At 69.4% G+C, this 15,783-nt stretch carries 13 protein-coding genes; 8 read left to right on the top strand and 5 right to left on the bottom strand.

What is annotated here, in order from left to right:
- The first annotated feature begins 249 nt into the window (after window positions 1-249).
- The 3 genes from OG966_RS33640 to OG966_RS33630 all read left to right on the top strand — a co-directional run bounded on the left by OG966_RS33640 (window position 250) and on the right by OG966_RS33630 (window position 2,246).
- Entirely contained in the window at window positions 250-819 is a 570-nt protein-coding gene (locus OG966_RS33640) for a hypothetical protein (RefSeq protein ID WP_326653808.1), read from the top strand.
- Complete coding sequence (locus tag OG966_RS33635) at window positions 816-1,127, top strand: hypothetical protein (RefSeq protein WP_326653807.1); 312 nt, start codon at window positions 816-818, stop codon at window positions 1,125-1,127. Before OG966_RS33640 ends, OG966_RS33635 begins: the two co-directional genes overlap by 4 nt.
- 321 nt (window positions 1,128-1,448) lie before the next feature.
- Window positions 1,449-2,246, top strand: coding sequence for an N-formylglutamate amidohydrolase (locus OG966_RS33630; RefSeq protein WP_326653805.1), 798 nt, complete (start codon window positions 1,449-1,451; stop codon window positions 2,244-2,246).
- Window positions 2,247-2,504: 258 nt separating this feature from the next.
- On the opposite strand, the gene OG966_RS33625 is transcribed toward OG966_RS33630, so the two are convergent.
- On the bottom strand, window positions 2,505-3,194 hold the full coding sequence (locus tag OG966_RS33625) for a TetR/AcrR family transcriptional regulator (RefSeq protein WP_326653804.1): 690 nt from the start codon (window positions 3,192-3,194) through the stop codon (window positions 2,505-2,507).
- Between the two features lie 60 nt (window positions 3,195-3,254).
- On the opposite strand from OG966_RS33625, the gene OG966_RS33620 reads away from it, so the two are divergent.
- The gene (locus tag OG966_RS33620) at window positions 3,255-4,886 is read left to right on the top strand and encodes an FAD-binding oxidoreductase (RefSeq protein ID WP_442806780.1); all 1,632 of its coding nucleotides are present in this window, start codon (window positions 3,255-3,257) and stop codon (window positions 4,884-4,886) included.
- A 19-nt stretch (window positions 4,887-4,905) separates the two neighbouring features.
- Here the strand turns inward: OG966_RS33620 and OG966_RS40995 are convergent, their stop codons facing one another.
- The 3 genes from OG966_RS40995 to OG966_RS33605 form a co-directional block, all read right to left on the bottom strand.
- Window positions 4,906-5,139 (bottom strand): hypothetical protein, encoded by a 234-nt coding sequence (locus OG966_RS40995; RefSeq protein ID WP_442806779.1) that lies wholly within the window; start codon window positions 5,137-5,139, stop codon window positions 4,906-4,908.
- A 101-nt stretch (window positions 5,140-5,240) separates the two neighbouring features.
- A complete protein-coding gene (locus tag OG966_RS33610) occupies window positions 5,241-5,936 on the bottom strand; it encodes a CPBP family intramembrane glutamic endopeptidase (protein WP_326653802.1) in 696 nt (231 codons plus the stop codon).
- 169 nt (window positions 5,937-6,105) lie between these two features.
- Window positions 6,106-7,995: an endoglycosylceramidase gene (locus OG966_RS33605; RefSeq protein WP_326653801.1), complete on the bottom strand. Its 1,890-nt coding sequence runs from the start codon at window positions 7,993-7,995 to the stop codon at window positions 6,106-6,108.
- A 596-nt stretch (window positions 7,996-8,591) separates the two neighbouring features.
- Between OG966_RS33605 and OG966_RS33600 the strand changes: the two genes are divergently transcribed.
- From OG966_RS33600 to OG966_RS33585, 4 genes are all read left to right on the top strand, one after another.
- Window positions 8,592-8,828, top strand: coding sequence for a type A2 lantipeptide (locus OG966_RS33600; RefSeq protein WP_326653800.1), 237 nt, complete (start codon window positions 8,592-8,594; stop codon window positions 8,826-8,828).
- A gap of 191 nt (window positions 8,829-9,019) precedes the next feature.
- Entirely contained in the window at window positions 9,020-9,826 is an 807-nt protein-coding gene (locus OG966_RS33595) for an HlyD family efflux transporter periplasmic adaptor subunit (protein WP_326653799.1), read from the top strand.
- Window positions 9,823-12,090, top strand: a complete 2,268-nt coding sequence (locus tag OG966_RS33590; protein WP_326653798.1) for an NHLP family bacteriocin export ABC transporter peptidase/permease/ATPase subunit — start codon at window positions 9,823-9,825, stop codon at window positions 12,088-12,090. The genes OG966_RS33595 and OG966_RS33590 overlap by 4 nt, the downstream gene beginning before the upstream one ends.
- A gap of 1 nt (window position 12,091) precedes the next feature.
- A complete protein-coding gene (locus OG966_RS33585; protein WP_442806778.1) occupies window positions 12,092-15,007 on the top strand; it encodes an NHLP bacteriocin export ABC transporter permease/ATPase subunit in 2,916 nt (971 codons plus the stop codon).
- Window positions 15,008-15,038: 31 nt separating this feature from the next.
- Here OG966_RS33585 and ribA read toward each other — a convergent pair whose 3' ends face one another.
- Window positions 15,039-15,689 carry a GTP cyclohydrolase II gene (gene ribA / locus OG966_RS33580; RefSeq protein WP_326653797.1) on the bottom strand — a complete coding sequence of 217 codons (651 nt, stop codon included), beginning with the start codon at window positions 15,687-15,689 and terminating at the stop codon, window positions 15,039-15,041.
- Between the last annotated feature and the right edge of the window lie 94 nt (window positions 15,690-15,783).

The following is a 15,783-nucleotide window of genomic DNA, read 5'->3' as shown; positions in this document are numbered from 1 at the left end:
GCCCAACACACCAGGACAACCCGCCCACGACACGGACGGGGCTGCTGGCCAGCTGAACCGATGTTCGACTGCCGGGCTGCTTGGCTACTCACCCGGGTCTGAGTAGCGACACCCACGCGCCACGCCTCCCCGGCGCTCTAATCTCCGCATCATGAGTTCCGATCAGCCTGCCACCTGCACCTTCCGCCCCGCATCGATGTTGCGCATCTCTCGCGTGGCCACCACTACGGCCGGCGTGGGGGCCGACGGATGTTGAAGAAGCACCCCGTTCGTTCGATTCTGTGGCTCATCGGCGTCATGCTCGTCGTGGCCATGTCCGTGGGCTGTTACCGCGTGTGGAACGGGGAGCCATATCCGGCGACCGACCCTGACCAGGTCGCCACTCGGCTCAAGCAGGAAGCCCAGCGGGTGTACGACGAGGTGGCCCTGCCCGGGCCCCCGGACGTGAGCTCCAACGGCGTGGAAACGGGCACCTGCTACTACCGCGGGCTGCAGTCGATCGCCCACATAGACGAAGGCCGCAGCGACGTGCGCAGCTTCGGACTCGAATGGCGTGTGACGGACGTCCCGAGGAACACCGCCCGCACCGGCCAGGAGCGCGTACGCCGACGGCTGGAGAAGGAGGGCTGGAAGCTCACCGGCGAGAACATCTCCGACATGGGCTTCAGGTTCGAGCGCCCGGCCACCGACGACATAGTCGATGTGGACTGGTACCAGCCCACCGGAACGCTCGCCGTCAGCATCTACGCCCCGTGCGGGAAGCTCCCGGACGGCTTCGACGCGTACGTATGGCCGGAGTCCGAGTGGAGTCCCAAGTGACGGCCCCGCAGGGGCGCACTGGCACCTGCTCGCTGCTCCTGGGCGTCGGCGCCCTGGCCATGTTCGGATGCCCTTGGCTGCCGTCCGCCGTCTCGCCATGGATCCGGTTCTTCCCCGTTTACCTGATCGTGCCTGTCGGGATCTGTGCCGTTGTCTCTGGCGTGGGGGTTCTGCGCGACATGCGGGGAGAGGAGAGGACTGACAGCCACCGCGCGCGGGCCGGAATTGCTCTCGGCTCGGTGGCCATCATCGTGCCGGTGGCCGTCGTCGCCTGGGCCTGCTGGGTGCTCAGCGACACGTATGGATGACTGGGCGGAGAAACCTGAGTAACCCGAAGCCCCGGACCCACAACGGCGGTCCAGGCCAACTCTCCTTGTCCACGCTCTGTAATCCCGTCTGATGTGCCGACGCGGTGGCTCTTACCGTGCGAACCGACCCAATCCCCGCGTCGTCGCGCATGACGTACTACGAGCTGGCCGCACGGGCCCCTCACGAACCGCACCTCGGCTACCAAGGGGAGAGTGAACCACCATTTGTTGCGCATGATTTCCCGTCAGGTGCTGCGCGTGGGTAGCACGTGCCTGATCTCCCCTCGGGCCGGCTCAACTCATATAGCGATGAGGACGAACATGCACGACCCAGACGACTCGTTTCAGCTCCTGCCCGGCGCCGCCGACTCGCCGGTCATCCTTCACGTTCCGCACTCCTCGCGAGCCATACCGACAGACGTCCGTGGCGGCATCGTGCTGGACGACCGTGCGCTGGAGTTGGAGCTGGACCACATCACCGACTCACACACTGCGGAGATCGCCGCAGCAGCGGTGGAGGCGGCCCCGATCGCGCCGTGGCGGTTCGTCAACGGCCTGTCCCGCCTGGTGATCGACCCTGAGCGGTTTCCCGACGAGCGCGAGGAGATGCTGGCCGTCGGCATGGGCGCGGTCTATACGCAGACCACGCATCGCGAGCGACTCCGCCCGCCGGGCGCGGACCCCCGGCCGCTGATCGACCGTTACTTCCATCCCTACTCGGAGGCGATGACCGCTGCGGTCGGCGCGCGGCTGGAGGCTGTCGGCCGTGCCGTCGTCATCGACGTCCACTCGTATCCGACCGAGCGCCTGCCGTACGAGCTGCACGGCGATGGCCCGCGGCCGCCGGTCTGCCTGGGTACGGACGACTTCCACACCCCTGAGGAGCTGCTCGCCCACGCGGAGGAGGCGTTCGCCTACTTCGGCGGTACGGGGGTCGATAGCCCCTTTGCCGGGACGTATGTGCCGCTGAAGTACTACGGCAAGGTCCCGCGCGTGAGCGCCCTGATGATCGAGATCCGGCGGGACACGTACATGTCGGAACCGGGCGGGGCGGCGGGCCCCGGACTCGTCTCCCTCGCCGCCGCGCTGGCGGGTCTGGTCGACGCACTGTCGGCCTGAGTCGGAACCTGGTCCGAGTCAGGACCACGTCCGTCCCGCCGCCCACGCCGCGGGTTCGTCCTGCGGGCCCTTCAGCAGGGCCGCCGAAGGTACTGTCGCGCCGTTCGTCACCATGGCGTGGTGCACGCCCCCGCGTGCTGCTGCGGTGAGCAGGAGGCGGCGGCTGCCCGTCCGTCCCACCCAGCTCTGGAGCCACGGCAATGGGGGTGGTGCTGTCAGCGACCAGCCCCCCTGCCCGGCAACCGCCTGTCCGCAGTCTCAGGCTCCGTCGCGGACGGCGGAGAGCAGACGGGCACACCGTGCGCTCATGTCGTGCGCGGACAGGTCGGGATGGCAGACCCACCAGCCGACGAGGGCGCTGACCGTGCCCGTCCACACATGCTTGAGGGCGTCCGCGTCGAGGGCGTCGTCATTGCCCCGGCCGCGCAGCAGCGCGGCGGTGCCGGAGGCCGCCAGGTCGTCGATGGCCTCGCGGTGGCGGTGCGCGGCGCGCCATGGTTCGGAGCCGGGCGGCAGGGTCCGGTCGTACAGCACGAACCAGGCGTGCCGCTGTTCCTCCAGCGTTTCGAAGACCGCGGTGAGGACCGCGTGGGGCAGCCGGTCCCCCGGCGGGCTCGACGCCATGGCCGCGTTGATCGCCGCGAGGAGGCGGTGGCCGATGTGTTCGAGACAGGCCGCGTAGAGGCCGTCCTTGGAGCCGAAGTACGTGTACAGCATCGGTTTGGTGACGCCGACGCGCCGGGCGATCGCGGCCATCGACGCCGCGGCGTGGCCGTGCCTGCCGAACTCCTCCAGGGCCGCGGCCACGATCTGTTCCTCGCGGCGGGCGCGCGGGACGCCCTTGGTCCCCGCGCCGCGGCTCCGGCCCTGGGTCCCTTGCGCACCGCCACCGGCGGACGCGACGGGGTCTGCCGGATCAGGTGCGGCCGAGGCTCTTGCAGTGGTCATGGCGGAGACTATACGTTGCGGTAACTTACCAAGAGGTAAATTACCGAGAGGTCAATACACGTGGTCGACAGCACTTCACCCGTGACTCCGCCCGTGTCCCGCTCCAACTCCTCGCGGAACCGCTCCTGGTGGGGCTGGGGTACCGCGGACAAGGCACTGCCGGACACCGAATGCACCGCACTCGGCAGGCTGGTCCAGGGCTCGGCGGCCACCCCGCTGCCGGTGCCGGACATCTCCGCCCTCGAACTGCCCAAGGTGCGCATCGAGCCGCCCTCCGCGCTCGCCCCTCTGATGTCGGCCGATCCACGGGACCGGGCATCGCACACCTACGGCAAGGCGTACCGCGATGTGGTCCGGGCCCTGAACGGAGACCTCTCGGCGGCACCCGACCAGGTCGCCCACCCGCGCATCGAGCAGGATGTGACCGATGTCCTCGACTGGGCGGCGGACGCGGACATCGCCGTCGTGCCGTACGGAGCGGGCAGTTCGGTCGTCGGCGGGGTCGAGTACCGCGCGGACCGGCACCGCGGTGTGGTGTCACTGGACCTCTCGTCCCTGGGCCGCGTACTGGAGATCGACCCTGTCAGCCGGGCCGCCCGGATCCAGGCCGGCGCCCTGGGCCCCGACCTCGAAGCGCAACTGCGGCCGCACGGACTCACCCTGCGCCACTTCCCGCAGAGCTTCGAGTTCTCGACCCTGGGCGGCTGGCTGGCCACCCGTGCCGGCGGGCACTACGCCACGCTCTACACCCACATCGACGACCTGGTGGAGTCGCTGCGCGTGGTGACGCCCGTCGGGGTCAACGAATCGCTGCGGCTGCCAGGTTCGGGAGCGGGCCCCTCCCCCGACCGGATGTTCCTGGGGTCCGAGGGCACACTCGGCGTGATCACCGAGGCCTGGATGCGGCTCCAGGACCGCCCGCGTCACAAGGCGTCGGCCACGGTGCTGTTCAGCGACGTCCACGCCGCGATGAACGCCGTACGCGCCATCGCGCAGGCGGGCCTGCACCCGGCCAACTGCCGGCTGCTCGACCCCGGAGAGGCCGCTCTGGCAGGTGTCGCGCGGGACGGTGAGAGCGTGCTCGTCCTCGGTGTGGAGTCGGCCCATTCCCCCGTCGGCGAGCGCCTCGCCGAACTCGTCACCCTGGCCCGTGACCACGGCGGCTCACCCGCTCCGGCTGCCACCGACGCCGAAGACTCCGCCGCCGGCACCTGGCGCTCGGCGTTCCTGCGGATGCCGTACCTCCGTGACGCGCTCGCCCGGATGAGCGTGATCACCGAGACGTTCGAGACGGCCTGCACCTGGGACCGTGCACCGGGACTGTACGAGTCGGTGCGCAGGGACCTGGGGGACGTCGTACGGGAGGTGACGGGCACCGCAGGCACGATCAACTGCCGTTTCACCCACGTCTATCCGGACGGGCCCGCGCCGTACTTCACCGTCATCGCGCCGGGGCGGCGCGGCAAGGAAGTCGCGATGTGGGACGAGATCAAGTCCGCGGCGATGCAGATCCTCACCGACCACGGCGCGACGGTCACCCACCATCACGCGGTCGGCCGCGACCACCGGCCGGGCTATGACCGCCAGCGACCGGAGCCGTTCGCCCACGCCCTCCGGGCCGTGAAGAAGTCGCTCGACCCAGCCGGAATTCTCAACCCGGGCGTGCTCTTCGATCCGGCTGTTGCCGGCTGACGGGGGCGTTCGCGGGAGTTCAGCGTGCGGCCGGCGCCGCGGCGACGGCCGGGAGGGTGGTTCGAACCCGGGCGACGACGAGCGTGCGGACAGCGAGCATGCGGACAGCGCCGCCCGGCCGAATCCCATGCGCGCACGCGACATCGGCGGCCAGTCCCGCATGTCCGCTGCCGAGCAGGCATGTTGTTGCCGCCGTGCTCATGCTGCTGTCGGTGATCCCGATCCACGTCGCCCAGCGGCTCTCGAGCGACACGGCCCCGGGCAGCCGGATCCGAGCGGCACAGAACCCGGCCCGCCGGTCGGCCGCCGACATCGCCGCGCGGCGGAACTCCTGCCTTCCGCCGCACGCTCGAGTCACTCGCCCCACCAGCGGCCGACCGCCCACGCCAGGGCATAGCCGGCGCTGTTGAGGGCGCAGTGCAGCGCCACCGGCGGGATCAGGCTGCCCGACCGGCGGCGCAGCTCGCAGAACACCACACCCGCGAGGGCGGTGCCGCCGACCGCCGCGGCCACCGACAGCGCGACCCCGGTCCCACCCGTACCGAAGACCGCTTCCGCCGCCGCGTTCGAGCCTGTGAGCCCGCGGGACGGCTGAATGTGCCACAGCCCGAAGAGCCCCGAGGAGACGGCGGTGGCCCAGGAGGCGCCCCACCGTCTCCGCATCATGGCCCACAGCACTCCCCGGAACGCGATCTCCTCCAGCAGCACGGTCCCGAACGGCACCCGCACCAGCACGCGGTACACCAGTTGCCCGCCCGACAGTTCCGCGACGCGCTCGTCCTGGAATGCCTCACGGGTGAACGGCAGGGCAAGCGCCACCAGATAGACCAGAACGACGGCTCCGGCCAGGAGAAGTCCCCAGCGCAGGCCTCTCCGCGCCGACGCACGGCCGAGCCCCAGCTCGTCCCAGGTGATCCCGGCCCGCCGGGCGATCAGCACGAGCGCGGCGGCCGTGGTCACGCAGACAGGGACGTACAGGTCGGGCCCGAGCCGGTTGACGAGCGTATTCGCGGCCGCGAGCACCACCACGGCCAGAAGGAGCATCCGCATGGTCACGCCAGAATGCCCGATCCCCCAGGGGGTCTTACCGCAACGCGCCGCTCAGCGGACCACCGCGGTGATTGACGCGCCGGACCCGGTCTCACCGCGCTCGCCCCGGCGCCTGCCGAGTCGGTCACCGCCCCCGGCACCCTGTCCCCGGCCGTGGGACATCAGGAATTCACCCGCGGCCCTTGGACCACGCTGCCAGTTCCTCTCGCGCCGCTTGCAGCAGTTCGGCGGAGGGCGCCGCCGCGCCATTGGTGATCAGGGCGTAGTGGAGCGCCGTCGCGTTCGGTGCGGTGAGCAGGAGGCGGCGGCTGCCGGGGCCGCCGGGTTCGGGAGCCGCGGCGATGGGGGTGCCCCGGTCGTACGACGGGAGGCCGTGAGCCTTGCCGAGGTCGGAGACCACCGTCGTCCGGGCGGGGTCGAACGAGGCGGGGAGGTGCAGCTCCGTGGGGGCCGCCGAGGCGTTCGACTTCCAGAGGAGCAGGGCGTACTGGCCCGAACCGACGAGCTCCGAGACCCGCGGGAGCGATTTCGGGACGGGGTTCCAGGTGAGTGTGGTGGAGCCGTCGCGGGAGCGGTCCTCGTAGGTGAAGGCGACGGTCTGCCCCGCCGTGGCACTGGGGTAGATGCGGTCCAGCAGCCGGCCGTCCTGGCGCAGCACGGCGGTGCCGGAGTCGTCGAGGCGGACGGCCGACAGGTCCTCGTCGTTCCACGCGTCGGCGGCGGTCAGGACCTTGCCGGGGTTGCCGTTCATGAGCTCGTGGTGGCGGCCGTGGTAGATGTCCCACTGCCATTGCGTACCGGACAGCACCGGCCCCGACCGCTCCGGCTTCGACCACCAGCCGGCGCCGGGCAGCCGGGAGTCCAGGGCCTGGTACATCGCCTTGCCGACCGTCAAGGCCTTGTCGGAGACCGTCCCGGTCAGCGGATGGCCGAACTCGCTGACGACGGCCGCTGTTCCCGCTCCCGCCGCGCGGTCGCGGACCGTACCGAAGTCGCCCGCGTACTGGCCGTCCTTCGCCTTGCCCCACATGAAGACGCCGGAGATCGCCTTCTGGTCGTAGAAGTGGGTGTTGAAGACATACCGCGGGCCGATGGCGCCCGCGTCGAGGAGGCCGCCCTCCTGCTTCTGGAAGGAGAGGTTGGAGTTCCAGAAGAGGTTCGGCTCCACGAAGGCGGGCTTGCCCTGCCACCCGGCCGCGTCCATGCGCGCCCGGAACCTCGTGTAGAAGGGCCAGAGCACGTCCCGCTCCCACATGCGGCTGGTCTGGCCGGAGTCGTACGTGCCGGCGTGCGGCTCGTTGTACGGGTCGAAGCCCGCGACCGCCGCGAACTCGGCGGCGTCGAGGTGCTCGGCAAAGTAGGCCATCGTCGCCTGAGCCGTCGCCAGGAAGGCGTCCTGGACGCCGCCGCGGTTGTGCCAGAAGTCGTACGTCGCCCGCTTCACGGCCTCGTTCTGGGTGATGTTCTGGCCCCAGAAGAGGCAGATCCCGCACGACTCCCGTGGATAGCCGCCTGCCTCGACGACCCACTTCGGGGCGCCGTCGCCCGTGTACCAGCTGCCCTCGTTGAAGAGATACCGGGAATAGAGGTCCTGGTGGAAGTCGGGATGGACGCGGATGCCGGCCTTGATGAAGGCCCGCATCTGTGCGGTGGCGGCGGCAAGATACACGCGGTCCACCTGGCCTCGTACGGGTTCGGCGTGGGCCCACGACAACAGGAAGCGCGCGCTGTTGCCGCCGCCGAGCGCACGCAGCGCGGTCGCGGACTTCTCGGCGTCGGCGACGGAGGCGAAGGGCAGTCCGCCGTTCTCCTCGAGCTTGGTCTCTCCGGAGACGTTGTAGCCACGGAGTACGACCTCGCGGCCGAGACCGTCGGTGAAGCGGCCGTGGTCGACGGTGAAGGCGGTGGCGGCCTGCTCGTCGAACCAGAGCGAGCCGGGGGGCGCGGCGGCCACACCTTCGGCGGTCGGGGACGCGGCGGCGGACGGCGCGCCTCGGGTGGTCAGGGACGCGGTCAGCAGGATGAGGACACCGATGAGACGCGTGCGCATCTTCGCCATGCGCACACGATCCTGACGGTCCGTCAGGTTGTCAATGGTGCCGAGACGTCACACACCGCACTTTCCCCCGGAATCGACCATTCCACTCGGATCAGGCGCGACTCCGTTATACGGCTATTTCACTTCCCCGGACGCCCCTTCCAGCCTCTCCGAAATGAGGCACCCATAAGACCGAGTAACACCTTCTCAACACCCGCCGGAAACACTCCCTACACACTGACGCCCGCGGCGCGTACGAGACCTGACGCGCGGAGGAGTTCTTCAGTAAATCTGCACACGTAATACGCAGGCGTCACACGGCCTCAGCGAGCCCCTCCCGCGCTGACCTGCCCGTCTGTCGTTTGATGTAGAAATGTCCACTTCCCTGGCAAGAGGGCGCCGGTCCAGCGGAATTGAGCTGTGCGAGTACGTGAAGAAGTTGGCACCAACTCATGGATACACGTGCACGCGACGTAATTCGGTGGCCTCATACCGCCCTGGTTGAAAGCTGTCCGATTCGCTGCGCAACGCGCCTGCGTGCTTTGATCCTTCGCACTGCCGGAGTTGAAAGACTCCATCGCAGCAATTCGAGTTAGTCATGCGAAGGGAAGCTCATCATGAACTCCACCCCCCAGGTTGAGACCCAGGTAATCTCCGACGCCGACCTGGACAACGTGTCCGGTGGTCTGGTGAGCCAGGCTGCGGGCGCCCTCACCGGCACCGTCGACTCCGTCGTCCCGGTCTCGGGTGTCATCGGCGCCACCTCCGGCACCGTCGGCTCCGTCGTCGGCACCGCCGAGGGCCTCACCGGTCTCAACACCGCCGGCATCACGGGCCTGGCCGCCGGTCTCTGAGCAGGTTCTGTGCCGTTGAGCGGCACAGCCAGCTGCGGTGACTACGGTCCGTCGACTTCCCCTCCTTGTCGACCGGCCGGGTCTCATGCCCCGGATTCCCCCACGGGTCCGGGGCATGCGGCCGCCACCCGCGCGGTCACGAGAGCCGCGCTGATACCCCATAGAACCAGTGCAGTTGAGGGAAGAGTGTCGTGCAGTTCCGCCAACAGGCCCTTTCCAAGCTGCAGTCGCCGGAGGACATCGATCTGCCGGTGCGTTTCGCCCGGCCCCAGGGCTGGCTCGTCCTGACTGTCACGGTCATCGTCATGATCGCGGCAACCGTCTGGGCCCTGACCGGCTCCGTGTCGTCCACCATCGGCGCACCCGGAATCCTCACTCACGCGCAGGGCAGCTACGTCCTGCAGAGCCCCGTCGCCGGCCAGGTCACCGAGGTGCTCGCCGAGGAAGGCCGGCGAGTTCCCGCCAACACCCCTCTCATCAAGGTCCGTACGGCACAGGGCAGCACCGTCGTCCGCACGATCGCCGCGGGACGGCTGACCACACTCGCCGCCACGATCGGCTCCGTGGTCACGACCGGATCGGACGTGGCGGCCGTGGAGCGGGTCGACAAGGCCGACGATCCCCTGATGGCGATGTTGTACGTGCCGGCCGACAGCGGATCGACAGTGCCGGTCGGCGCCACGGTGGATCTCACCGTCCAGTCGGTGCCGACGCAGCAGTACGGCGTGCTGCGCGGCAAGGTGAAGGCCGTCGGCCGGACCGCCCAGACCCGCCAGCGGATCACCGCCCTCCTCGGCAGCAGCCAGCTGGGCGAGCAGTTCTCGCAGCACGGCCAGCCCGTCTCGGTCCTGGTGCGCCTGGACCGGTCGTCGCGGACCAAGTCCGGTTACGCCTGGTCCTCTTCGGACGGGCCGCCGTACGCGGTCGACTCCATGACCCTGGCCACCGGCGCCATCCACCTGGCCGAGCAGCATCCGATCGATTGGCTGCTTCCATGACCGCGCAGCAGCAACTGCCGCCGGCGGGCCGCGGGCGGCACCGCCCCGAAAACGCGCCGGCCCCTCGCCGCGCGCGCCGTGCCCCCTCCCCCGCCCCCAAGGTCAAGAAGCGGAGGGCCGTTCGCACGCCCACCGTCCTCCAGATGGAGGCCCTGGAGTGCGGTGCCGCGTCGCTGGCCATGGTGCTCGCGCACTACGGGCGGCATGTCCCGCTCGAGGAGCTGCGCATCGCGTGCGGCGTCTCCCGGGACGGCTCGCGGGCCAGCAATCTGCTGAAGGCCGCCCGCAGTTACGGTCTGCAGGCCAAGGGCATGCAGATGGAACCGGCAGCGCTCGCCGAGGTGCAGGCGCCGGCCATCCTGTTCTGGGAGTTCAACCACTACGTCGTCTACGACGGCATGGGACGCAAGCTCGGCCGCCGGGGCGTACACATCAACGACCCCGACAAGGGCCGCCGCTTCGTGGCGATGGAGGACTTCGACACCAGCTTCACCGGTGTCGCCCTGGTCTTCGAGCCCGCCGACAACTTCCGCCGTGGCGGCCGCAAGCCGGGAGTCATGGGCGCCGTGCCGGCGAGGATGCGCGGCACAAAGGGAACTCTGCTGGCCTCGCTGCTGGCCAGCCTCCTGCTCGTCGCGGTCGGCGCGGCCCTGCCCGCGCTGAGCCGTACGTACATCGACATGTTCCTGATCGGCAATCAGACCTCGCTGCTGGGACCGCTCTTCGCCTCGATGGCCGCGATGGTCGTACTCACCGCCGTACTGACCGGTCTCCAGCAGGCGAACCTGCTGCGTGGACGCATCATCTCCTCCACGCTCAGCAGCGCCCGGTTCCTGCGGCATCTGCTGAGACTGCCGGTCACCTTCTTCGCCCAGCGCAGCCCGGCCGATCTGGTCCAGCGTCTGCAGTCCAACGACGCGGTGGCCGAAACACTGGCGCGAGACCTCGCCGCCGCGGGTGTCGACGGGGTCGTGGTGATTCTCTACGCCCTGCTGCTGTGGACGTACGACCCTCAACTGACCGTCATCGGCGTGCTGATCGCGCTGCTCAACGTGGTCGCGATGCGCATCGTCATCCGGCTGCGGGCCACCCACACCCAGAAGCTGCGCGCGGACAGCGCCCGGCTGACCAATACCTCGTACACCGGCCTTCAGCTGATCGAGACCATGAAGGCCACCGGCGGTGAGAACGGCTACTTCCGCCGCTGGGCGGGTCAGCACGCCACCACGCTGGAGGAACAGCAGCGCCTCGGCGTGCCGAGCGCCGCACTGGCCGTCGTCGCCCCCACCCTCGCGGCGCTCAACAGCGCGCTGATCCTCTGGATCGGCGGACTGCGGGCGGTTGACGGCCATATCTCGATCGGTCTGCTCGTCGCCTTCCAGGCGCTGGTGACCCGGTTCACCGCGCCGATCACCCGGCTGAACGGAGTGGCGGGCAGAATCCAGGACTTCGCCGCCGATGTGGCCCGGCTGAAGGATGTCGAGAGCTTCCCGGTCGACTCGCTCTACTCGCGCCGCGAACGGGACGCGAGCACCCGCAGGCTCAAGGGCCATGTGACGCTGGAGAACATCACCTTCGGCTACAGCCCGCTGGACAAGCCGCTGCTCACCGGTTTCTCGCTGACCGTCGGTCCGGGCCGGCAGGTCGCGCTCGTCGGTGGATCCGGGAGCGGCAAGTCCACCGTCTCGCGGCTGATCTCAGGCCTCTACAGCCCGTGGGAGGGGACGATCCGGATCGACGGGCAGCGCCTGGAGGACATTTCCCGCAGCACGCTGGCCGCCTCGGTCTCCTTCGTCGACCAGGACGTCTTCCTCTTCGAAGGCACGGTCCGGGACAACGTGGCGCTGTGGGACCCGTCGATAACCGACGAGGCCGTTGTCACCGCCCTGAAGGACGCCGCCCTGTTCGACGACGTCATCGCACGGCGGCCGGACGGCATCCACAGCCGGGTCGAGCAGGACGGCCGTAATTTCTCGGGCGGGCAGCGGCAGCGTCTGGAGATCGCGCGGGCACTGGTCCGGCGGCCGAGCATCCTGGTCCTCGACGAGGTGACGAGTGCTCTGGACGCGCAGACGGAGCAGACCATCATCGACAATCTGCGGCGGCGCGGCTGTGCGTGCGTCGTGATCGCCCACCGGCTGAGCACGGTGCGCGACAGCGACGAGATCGTGGTCCTCGACCACGGTTCGGTCGTCGAACGTGGCCGGCACGAGGACCTGGTCGCGGCCGGGGGCCCGTACGCCGAGCTGGTCAAGGAGCACTGACGTGTCATCCGTACATCCGTCCGCTCACCAGTCCACTCACCAGCCCGGGGTCGTGGGGCCGGGCTGGACCGACGCGGTGACGTACGCGCTCGGTGGCCTCGGCACGCCCGTCGACTGCAGCGGCCTGCGCAGCGTGCCTCTGGAGGGGCCGCAGGTGTTGTGGCTCGTCGTGGGCGGGTCGCTGGATCTGTTCGCGGTCGACACCGCTCAGCAGGGGCACTGGCACTTCCTCGGCCGTCTCGAGGCGGGAACCCTGCTGCTCGGCCCGGTCGAAGGCCCGCAGCACACGCTGCTCGGCAGACCATCGCAGGACTGTCTGCTGCGCCGGATCGCACTGCGGGAGCTGTACCGGCCCGAATACGGCGAGTACGGCGGGTACGGCGGGTACGGCGAGCACGGGGGGTACGACCCGTACGCAGCGCAGTACGACACCCAGCACCAGGCACCGACTCCGCTGGAACATGCCTTCGCACTCGGCATCGGCCGCAGCCTGGGCGTCCTGTTCGAGGCTCCGCTGGAGGACCGCCCGGCCATCGACGAGGCCGTGGCCGACGACGACATCCTGTGGATGCCGGTTCTGCCCGGCAGTGTGCAGTACGGCGCCTCCTACAGCGCCGAGGCGGCGGGCGACCTCCTGGTCGACGGCGCGCTGTGGCAGCGGATGGTCAACCAGCAGTACCGCCTGCTGTCCGCGGTGGACCGCTGGATCGAACGGCTCGAGCGCGCTCACGAGGACCGTACGGCGGCCGGCATCAAGGCGGGCGAAGCCGTCCGCGCACGGGCCGACCAGGCGCTGCTGGCCTCCATCGGCAAGCAGGACCGGGCCGGGCGGGCAACCGCCGCTGTGGACCGGGCCACCGACGACGCCACGTTCGCCGTCTGCCGCCGGGTCGCGGAGGCGGCCGGGATCACCCTCTCCGAGCCGCCGAAGAGCGGTGCGGTGGGCGACCGCGTCAGTCCGGTCGAGCGGATCGCGGTCGGCTCGCGGATCCGTACCCGCGCGGTCAGGCTCGACGGCCGCTGGTGGCGCACCAACGCCGGTCCCCTGGTGGGCCATTGGGCCAAGTCCGGAGCACCGGTGGCGCTGCTGTGGCGCCGGGGGCGGTACGAGGCGGTGAACCCGGCATCGGGTCTGCGACGGCGCATCGGCAGTGACAGCGCGGACGAGTTCGAGCCGCGCGCAGTGATGTTCTACCGCCCGCTGCCGGAACGTCCCATGACCCCATGGCGGCTGCTCCACTTCAGCCTGCGTGACTCCCACAGGGACCTGCGCAATCTGGCGATCGCCGGGCTGGTGACGGTCGCTCTCGGCGCGCTGGTGCCGATCGCGACCGGCCAGGTGCTCGGTGTGTACGTGCCGACGGCCGAGCGGAGCCTCATCGTCCAGGTGTCACTGGCCGTCATGATCGCCAGCATTGTGTCCGCCTCTTTCATGCTGCTGCAGAACCTGACTCTGCTGCGTATGGAAGGGCGTATGGAGAGTACGCTCCAGCCGGCCGTGTGGGACCGGCTGTTGCGGCTGCCGACGAAGTTCTTCACCGAGCGCTCCACCGGAGAGCTGGCCAGTGCGGCGATGGGGATCAGCGCCATCCGGCGGGTGCTGGCCGGTATCGGCCCGGTCGCCGTACAGGCCGGCACCGTCGGTGTGATGAACCTCGTTCTGCTGCTCTGCTACAGCGTGCCGCTGGCGCTGGCGGCGATCGGCATGCTGGTCGCCATCGGACTGGTGTTCTACGGAATGGGTCTGTGGCAACTGCGATGGCAGCGGCAGCTGGTCGAGCTCGGCAACAAGCTCAACAACCAGGCGTTCCAGACCCTGCGCGGGCTGCCCAAGCTGCGCGTCGCCGCGGCGGAGAGTTTCGGGTACGCCGCCTGGGCCCGGGAGTTCGCCCGCTCTCGCGAACTGCAGCAACGGGCGGGCCGGATCAGGAATCTGACAACGGTCCTGGACGCGGTCTACCTGCCGCTCTGTTCGCTCACCATGTTCATGCTGCTGGCCGGTCCTGCCCGCGGCAGCATGTCGGCCGGCGAGTTCCTGACCTTCAACACCTCCGTGACGATGCTGCTGACCTCGGTCACACAGATCTCCGGGGCACTGGTCTCGGCCGCTGCCGTCCTGCCCATGTTCGAACAGGTCAAGCCGGTCCTGGACGAGGAGCCGGAGGTCCGTGGCAGCAGCGCTCAGCCCGGGCCGCTCTCCGGCGGGATAGCGGCCCGGAAACTGTCCTTCCGGTACACCGACGACGGCCCGCTCGTCCTCGACGACGTGTCGCTCGAGGTGCAGCCGGGCGAGTTCGTGGCGATCGTCGGCCCCAGCGGCTGCGGGAAGTCGACGCTGCTCCGGCTCCTCATCGGCTTCGACAAGCCGGCCTCGGGCAGCGTGCTCTACGACGGTCAGGATCTGGCCGCTCTGGACCAGTCCGCGGTACGCCGTCAGTGCGGAGTGGTCCTGCAGAACGCGCAGCCGCTCACCGGATCGATCCTTGACTGCATCTGCGGCGCCGAGGCCTTCAGCCAGGAAGAGGCCTGGGAGGCCGCCGAGATGGCCGGCCTGGCCGAGGACATCAAGCGCATGCCGATGGGTCTGCACACCATGATCGCCGGCAGCGGTGCCATCTCCGGCGGTCAGCGCCAACGCCTGATGATCGCCCAGGCCCTCATCCGCCGCCCGCGCATCCTGTTCTTCGACGAGGCCACCAGCGCGCTGGACAACGAGACCCAGCGCATCGTGATCGAGAGCACCCGCAGGCTGAGCGCGAGCCGACTGGTGATCGCCCACCGGCTGACCACCGTCATGGACGCCGACCGCGTGATCGTCATGTCGGACGGCCGGATCGTGGAACAGGGGCCTCCGGCGCAGCTGCTCGCGCACGCGGGCGGCCATCTGCACGAACTGGTGCACCGTCAGATGGCGTGATGGTCCGCCCGCGCGGGCGGTGTCGGGCGGCCTAGTCGAGCGCGCCGTCCAAGTGCGGCAGGTAATGATCGAGGCGGTCCCGCTTGGTCCACAGGTACGACCTGTTCTCTTCGCGCGGCGGGATCAGCAGCGGAACCGGCTCGGCGATCTTGATGCCGTGCCGCAGCAACGCTTCGCTCTTGAGCGGGTTGTTCGACAGGAGCCGCACGGAGTGCACGCTGAGGTCGTGCAGGATGTCCGCCGCGACCCGGTAGTCGCGGGCGTCGGCCGGGAACCCGAGGGCCAGATTCGCCTCCACCGTGTCCAGCCCCTCCGCCTGGAGCTTCATCGCCCGGAGCTTGCCCAACAGACCGATTCCCCGCCCCTCGTGACCCTGGAGATAGACGAGAATGCCGCGCCCCTCCGTCACGATGGCGTGCAACGCCGCGGACAGTTGATCGCCGCATTCACAGTGCTTGGACCCGAAGACATCCCCGGTCAGACACTCGGAATGCACACGGGTCAGCGCCCCGTCCCTCTCGATATCGCCGTATACCAGCACCATTTGTTCATCCCCGCTTTCGCGGTCCAGGTAGCCGATAGCGAGAAACTCGCCGTGCATGGTGGCCAGCCGTACTTCCACCACTCGTTCGACACCTGATGGACGAACACTGTCGCTGAGCACGCCATCACTTTCTGTCATGCCCCGATCCTATCTGGCAAACTCCCGACAGTGTGAGAGAAAATGACGAAGAAGTATCAACGGGCTGCCCGTTTCGTCACGTTCGACCATGAGC

It is taken from the genome of Streptomyces sp. NBC_01750 (genome assembly GCF_035918095.1).
GTDB lineage: Bacteria > Actinomycetota > Actinomycetes > Streptomycetales > Streptomycetaceae > Streptomyces.
Note: the sequence above shows the minus strand (reverse complement) of the source record. Positions and strands in the feature narration are given on the sequence as shown.

What these genes read in the sequence shown, in the direction of transcription:
- OG966_RS33640 (WP_326653808.1), top strand. Translation starts at nt 250, where the DNA reads ATGTTGAAGAAGCACCCCGTTCGTTCGATTCTGTGGCTCATCGGCGTC.
- OG966_RS33630 (WP_326653805.1), top strand. Translation starts at nt 1,449, where the DNA reads ATGCACGACCCAGACGACTCGTTTCAGCTCCTGCCCGGCGCCGCCGAC.
- OG966_RS33625 (WP_326653804.1), bottom strand. Translation starts at nt 3,194, where the DNA reads ATGACCACTGCAAGAGCCTCGGCCGCACCTGATCCGGCAGACCCCGTC.
- OG966_RS33610 (WP_326653802.1), bottom strand. Translation starts at nt 5,936, where the DNA reads ATGCGGATGCTCCTTCTGGCCGTGGTGGTGCTCGCGGCCGCGAATACG.
- OG966_RS33605 (WP_326653801.1), bottom strand. Translation starts at nt 7,995, where the DNA reads ATGGCGAAGATGCGCACGCGTCTCATCGGTGTCCTCATCCTGCTGACC.
- OG966_RS33600 (WP_326653800.1), top strand. Translation starts at nt 8,592, where the DNA reads ATGAACTCCACCCCCCAGGTTGAGACCCAGGTAATCTCCGACGCCGAC.
- OG966_RS33590 (WP_326653798.1), top strand. Translation starts at nt 9,823, where the DNA reads ATGACCGCGCAGCAGCAACTGCCGCCGGCGGGCCGCGGGCGGCACCGC.
- ribA (WP_326653797.1), bottom strand. Translation starts at nt 15,689, where the DNA reads ATGACAGAAAGTGATGGCGTGCTCAGCGACAGTGTTCGTCCATCAGGT.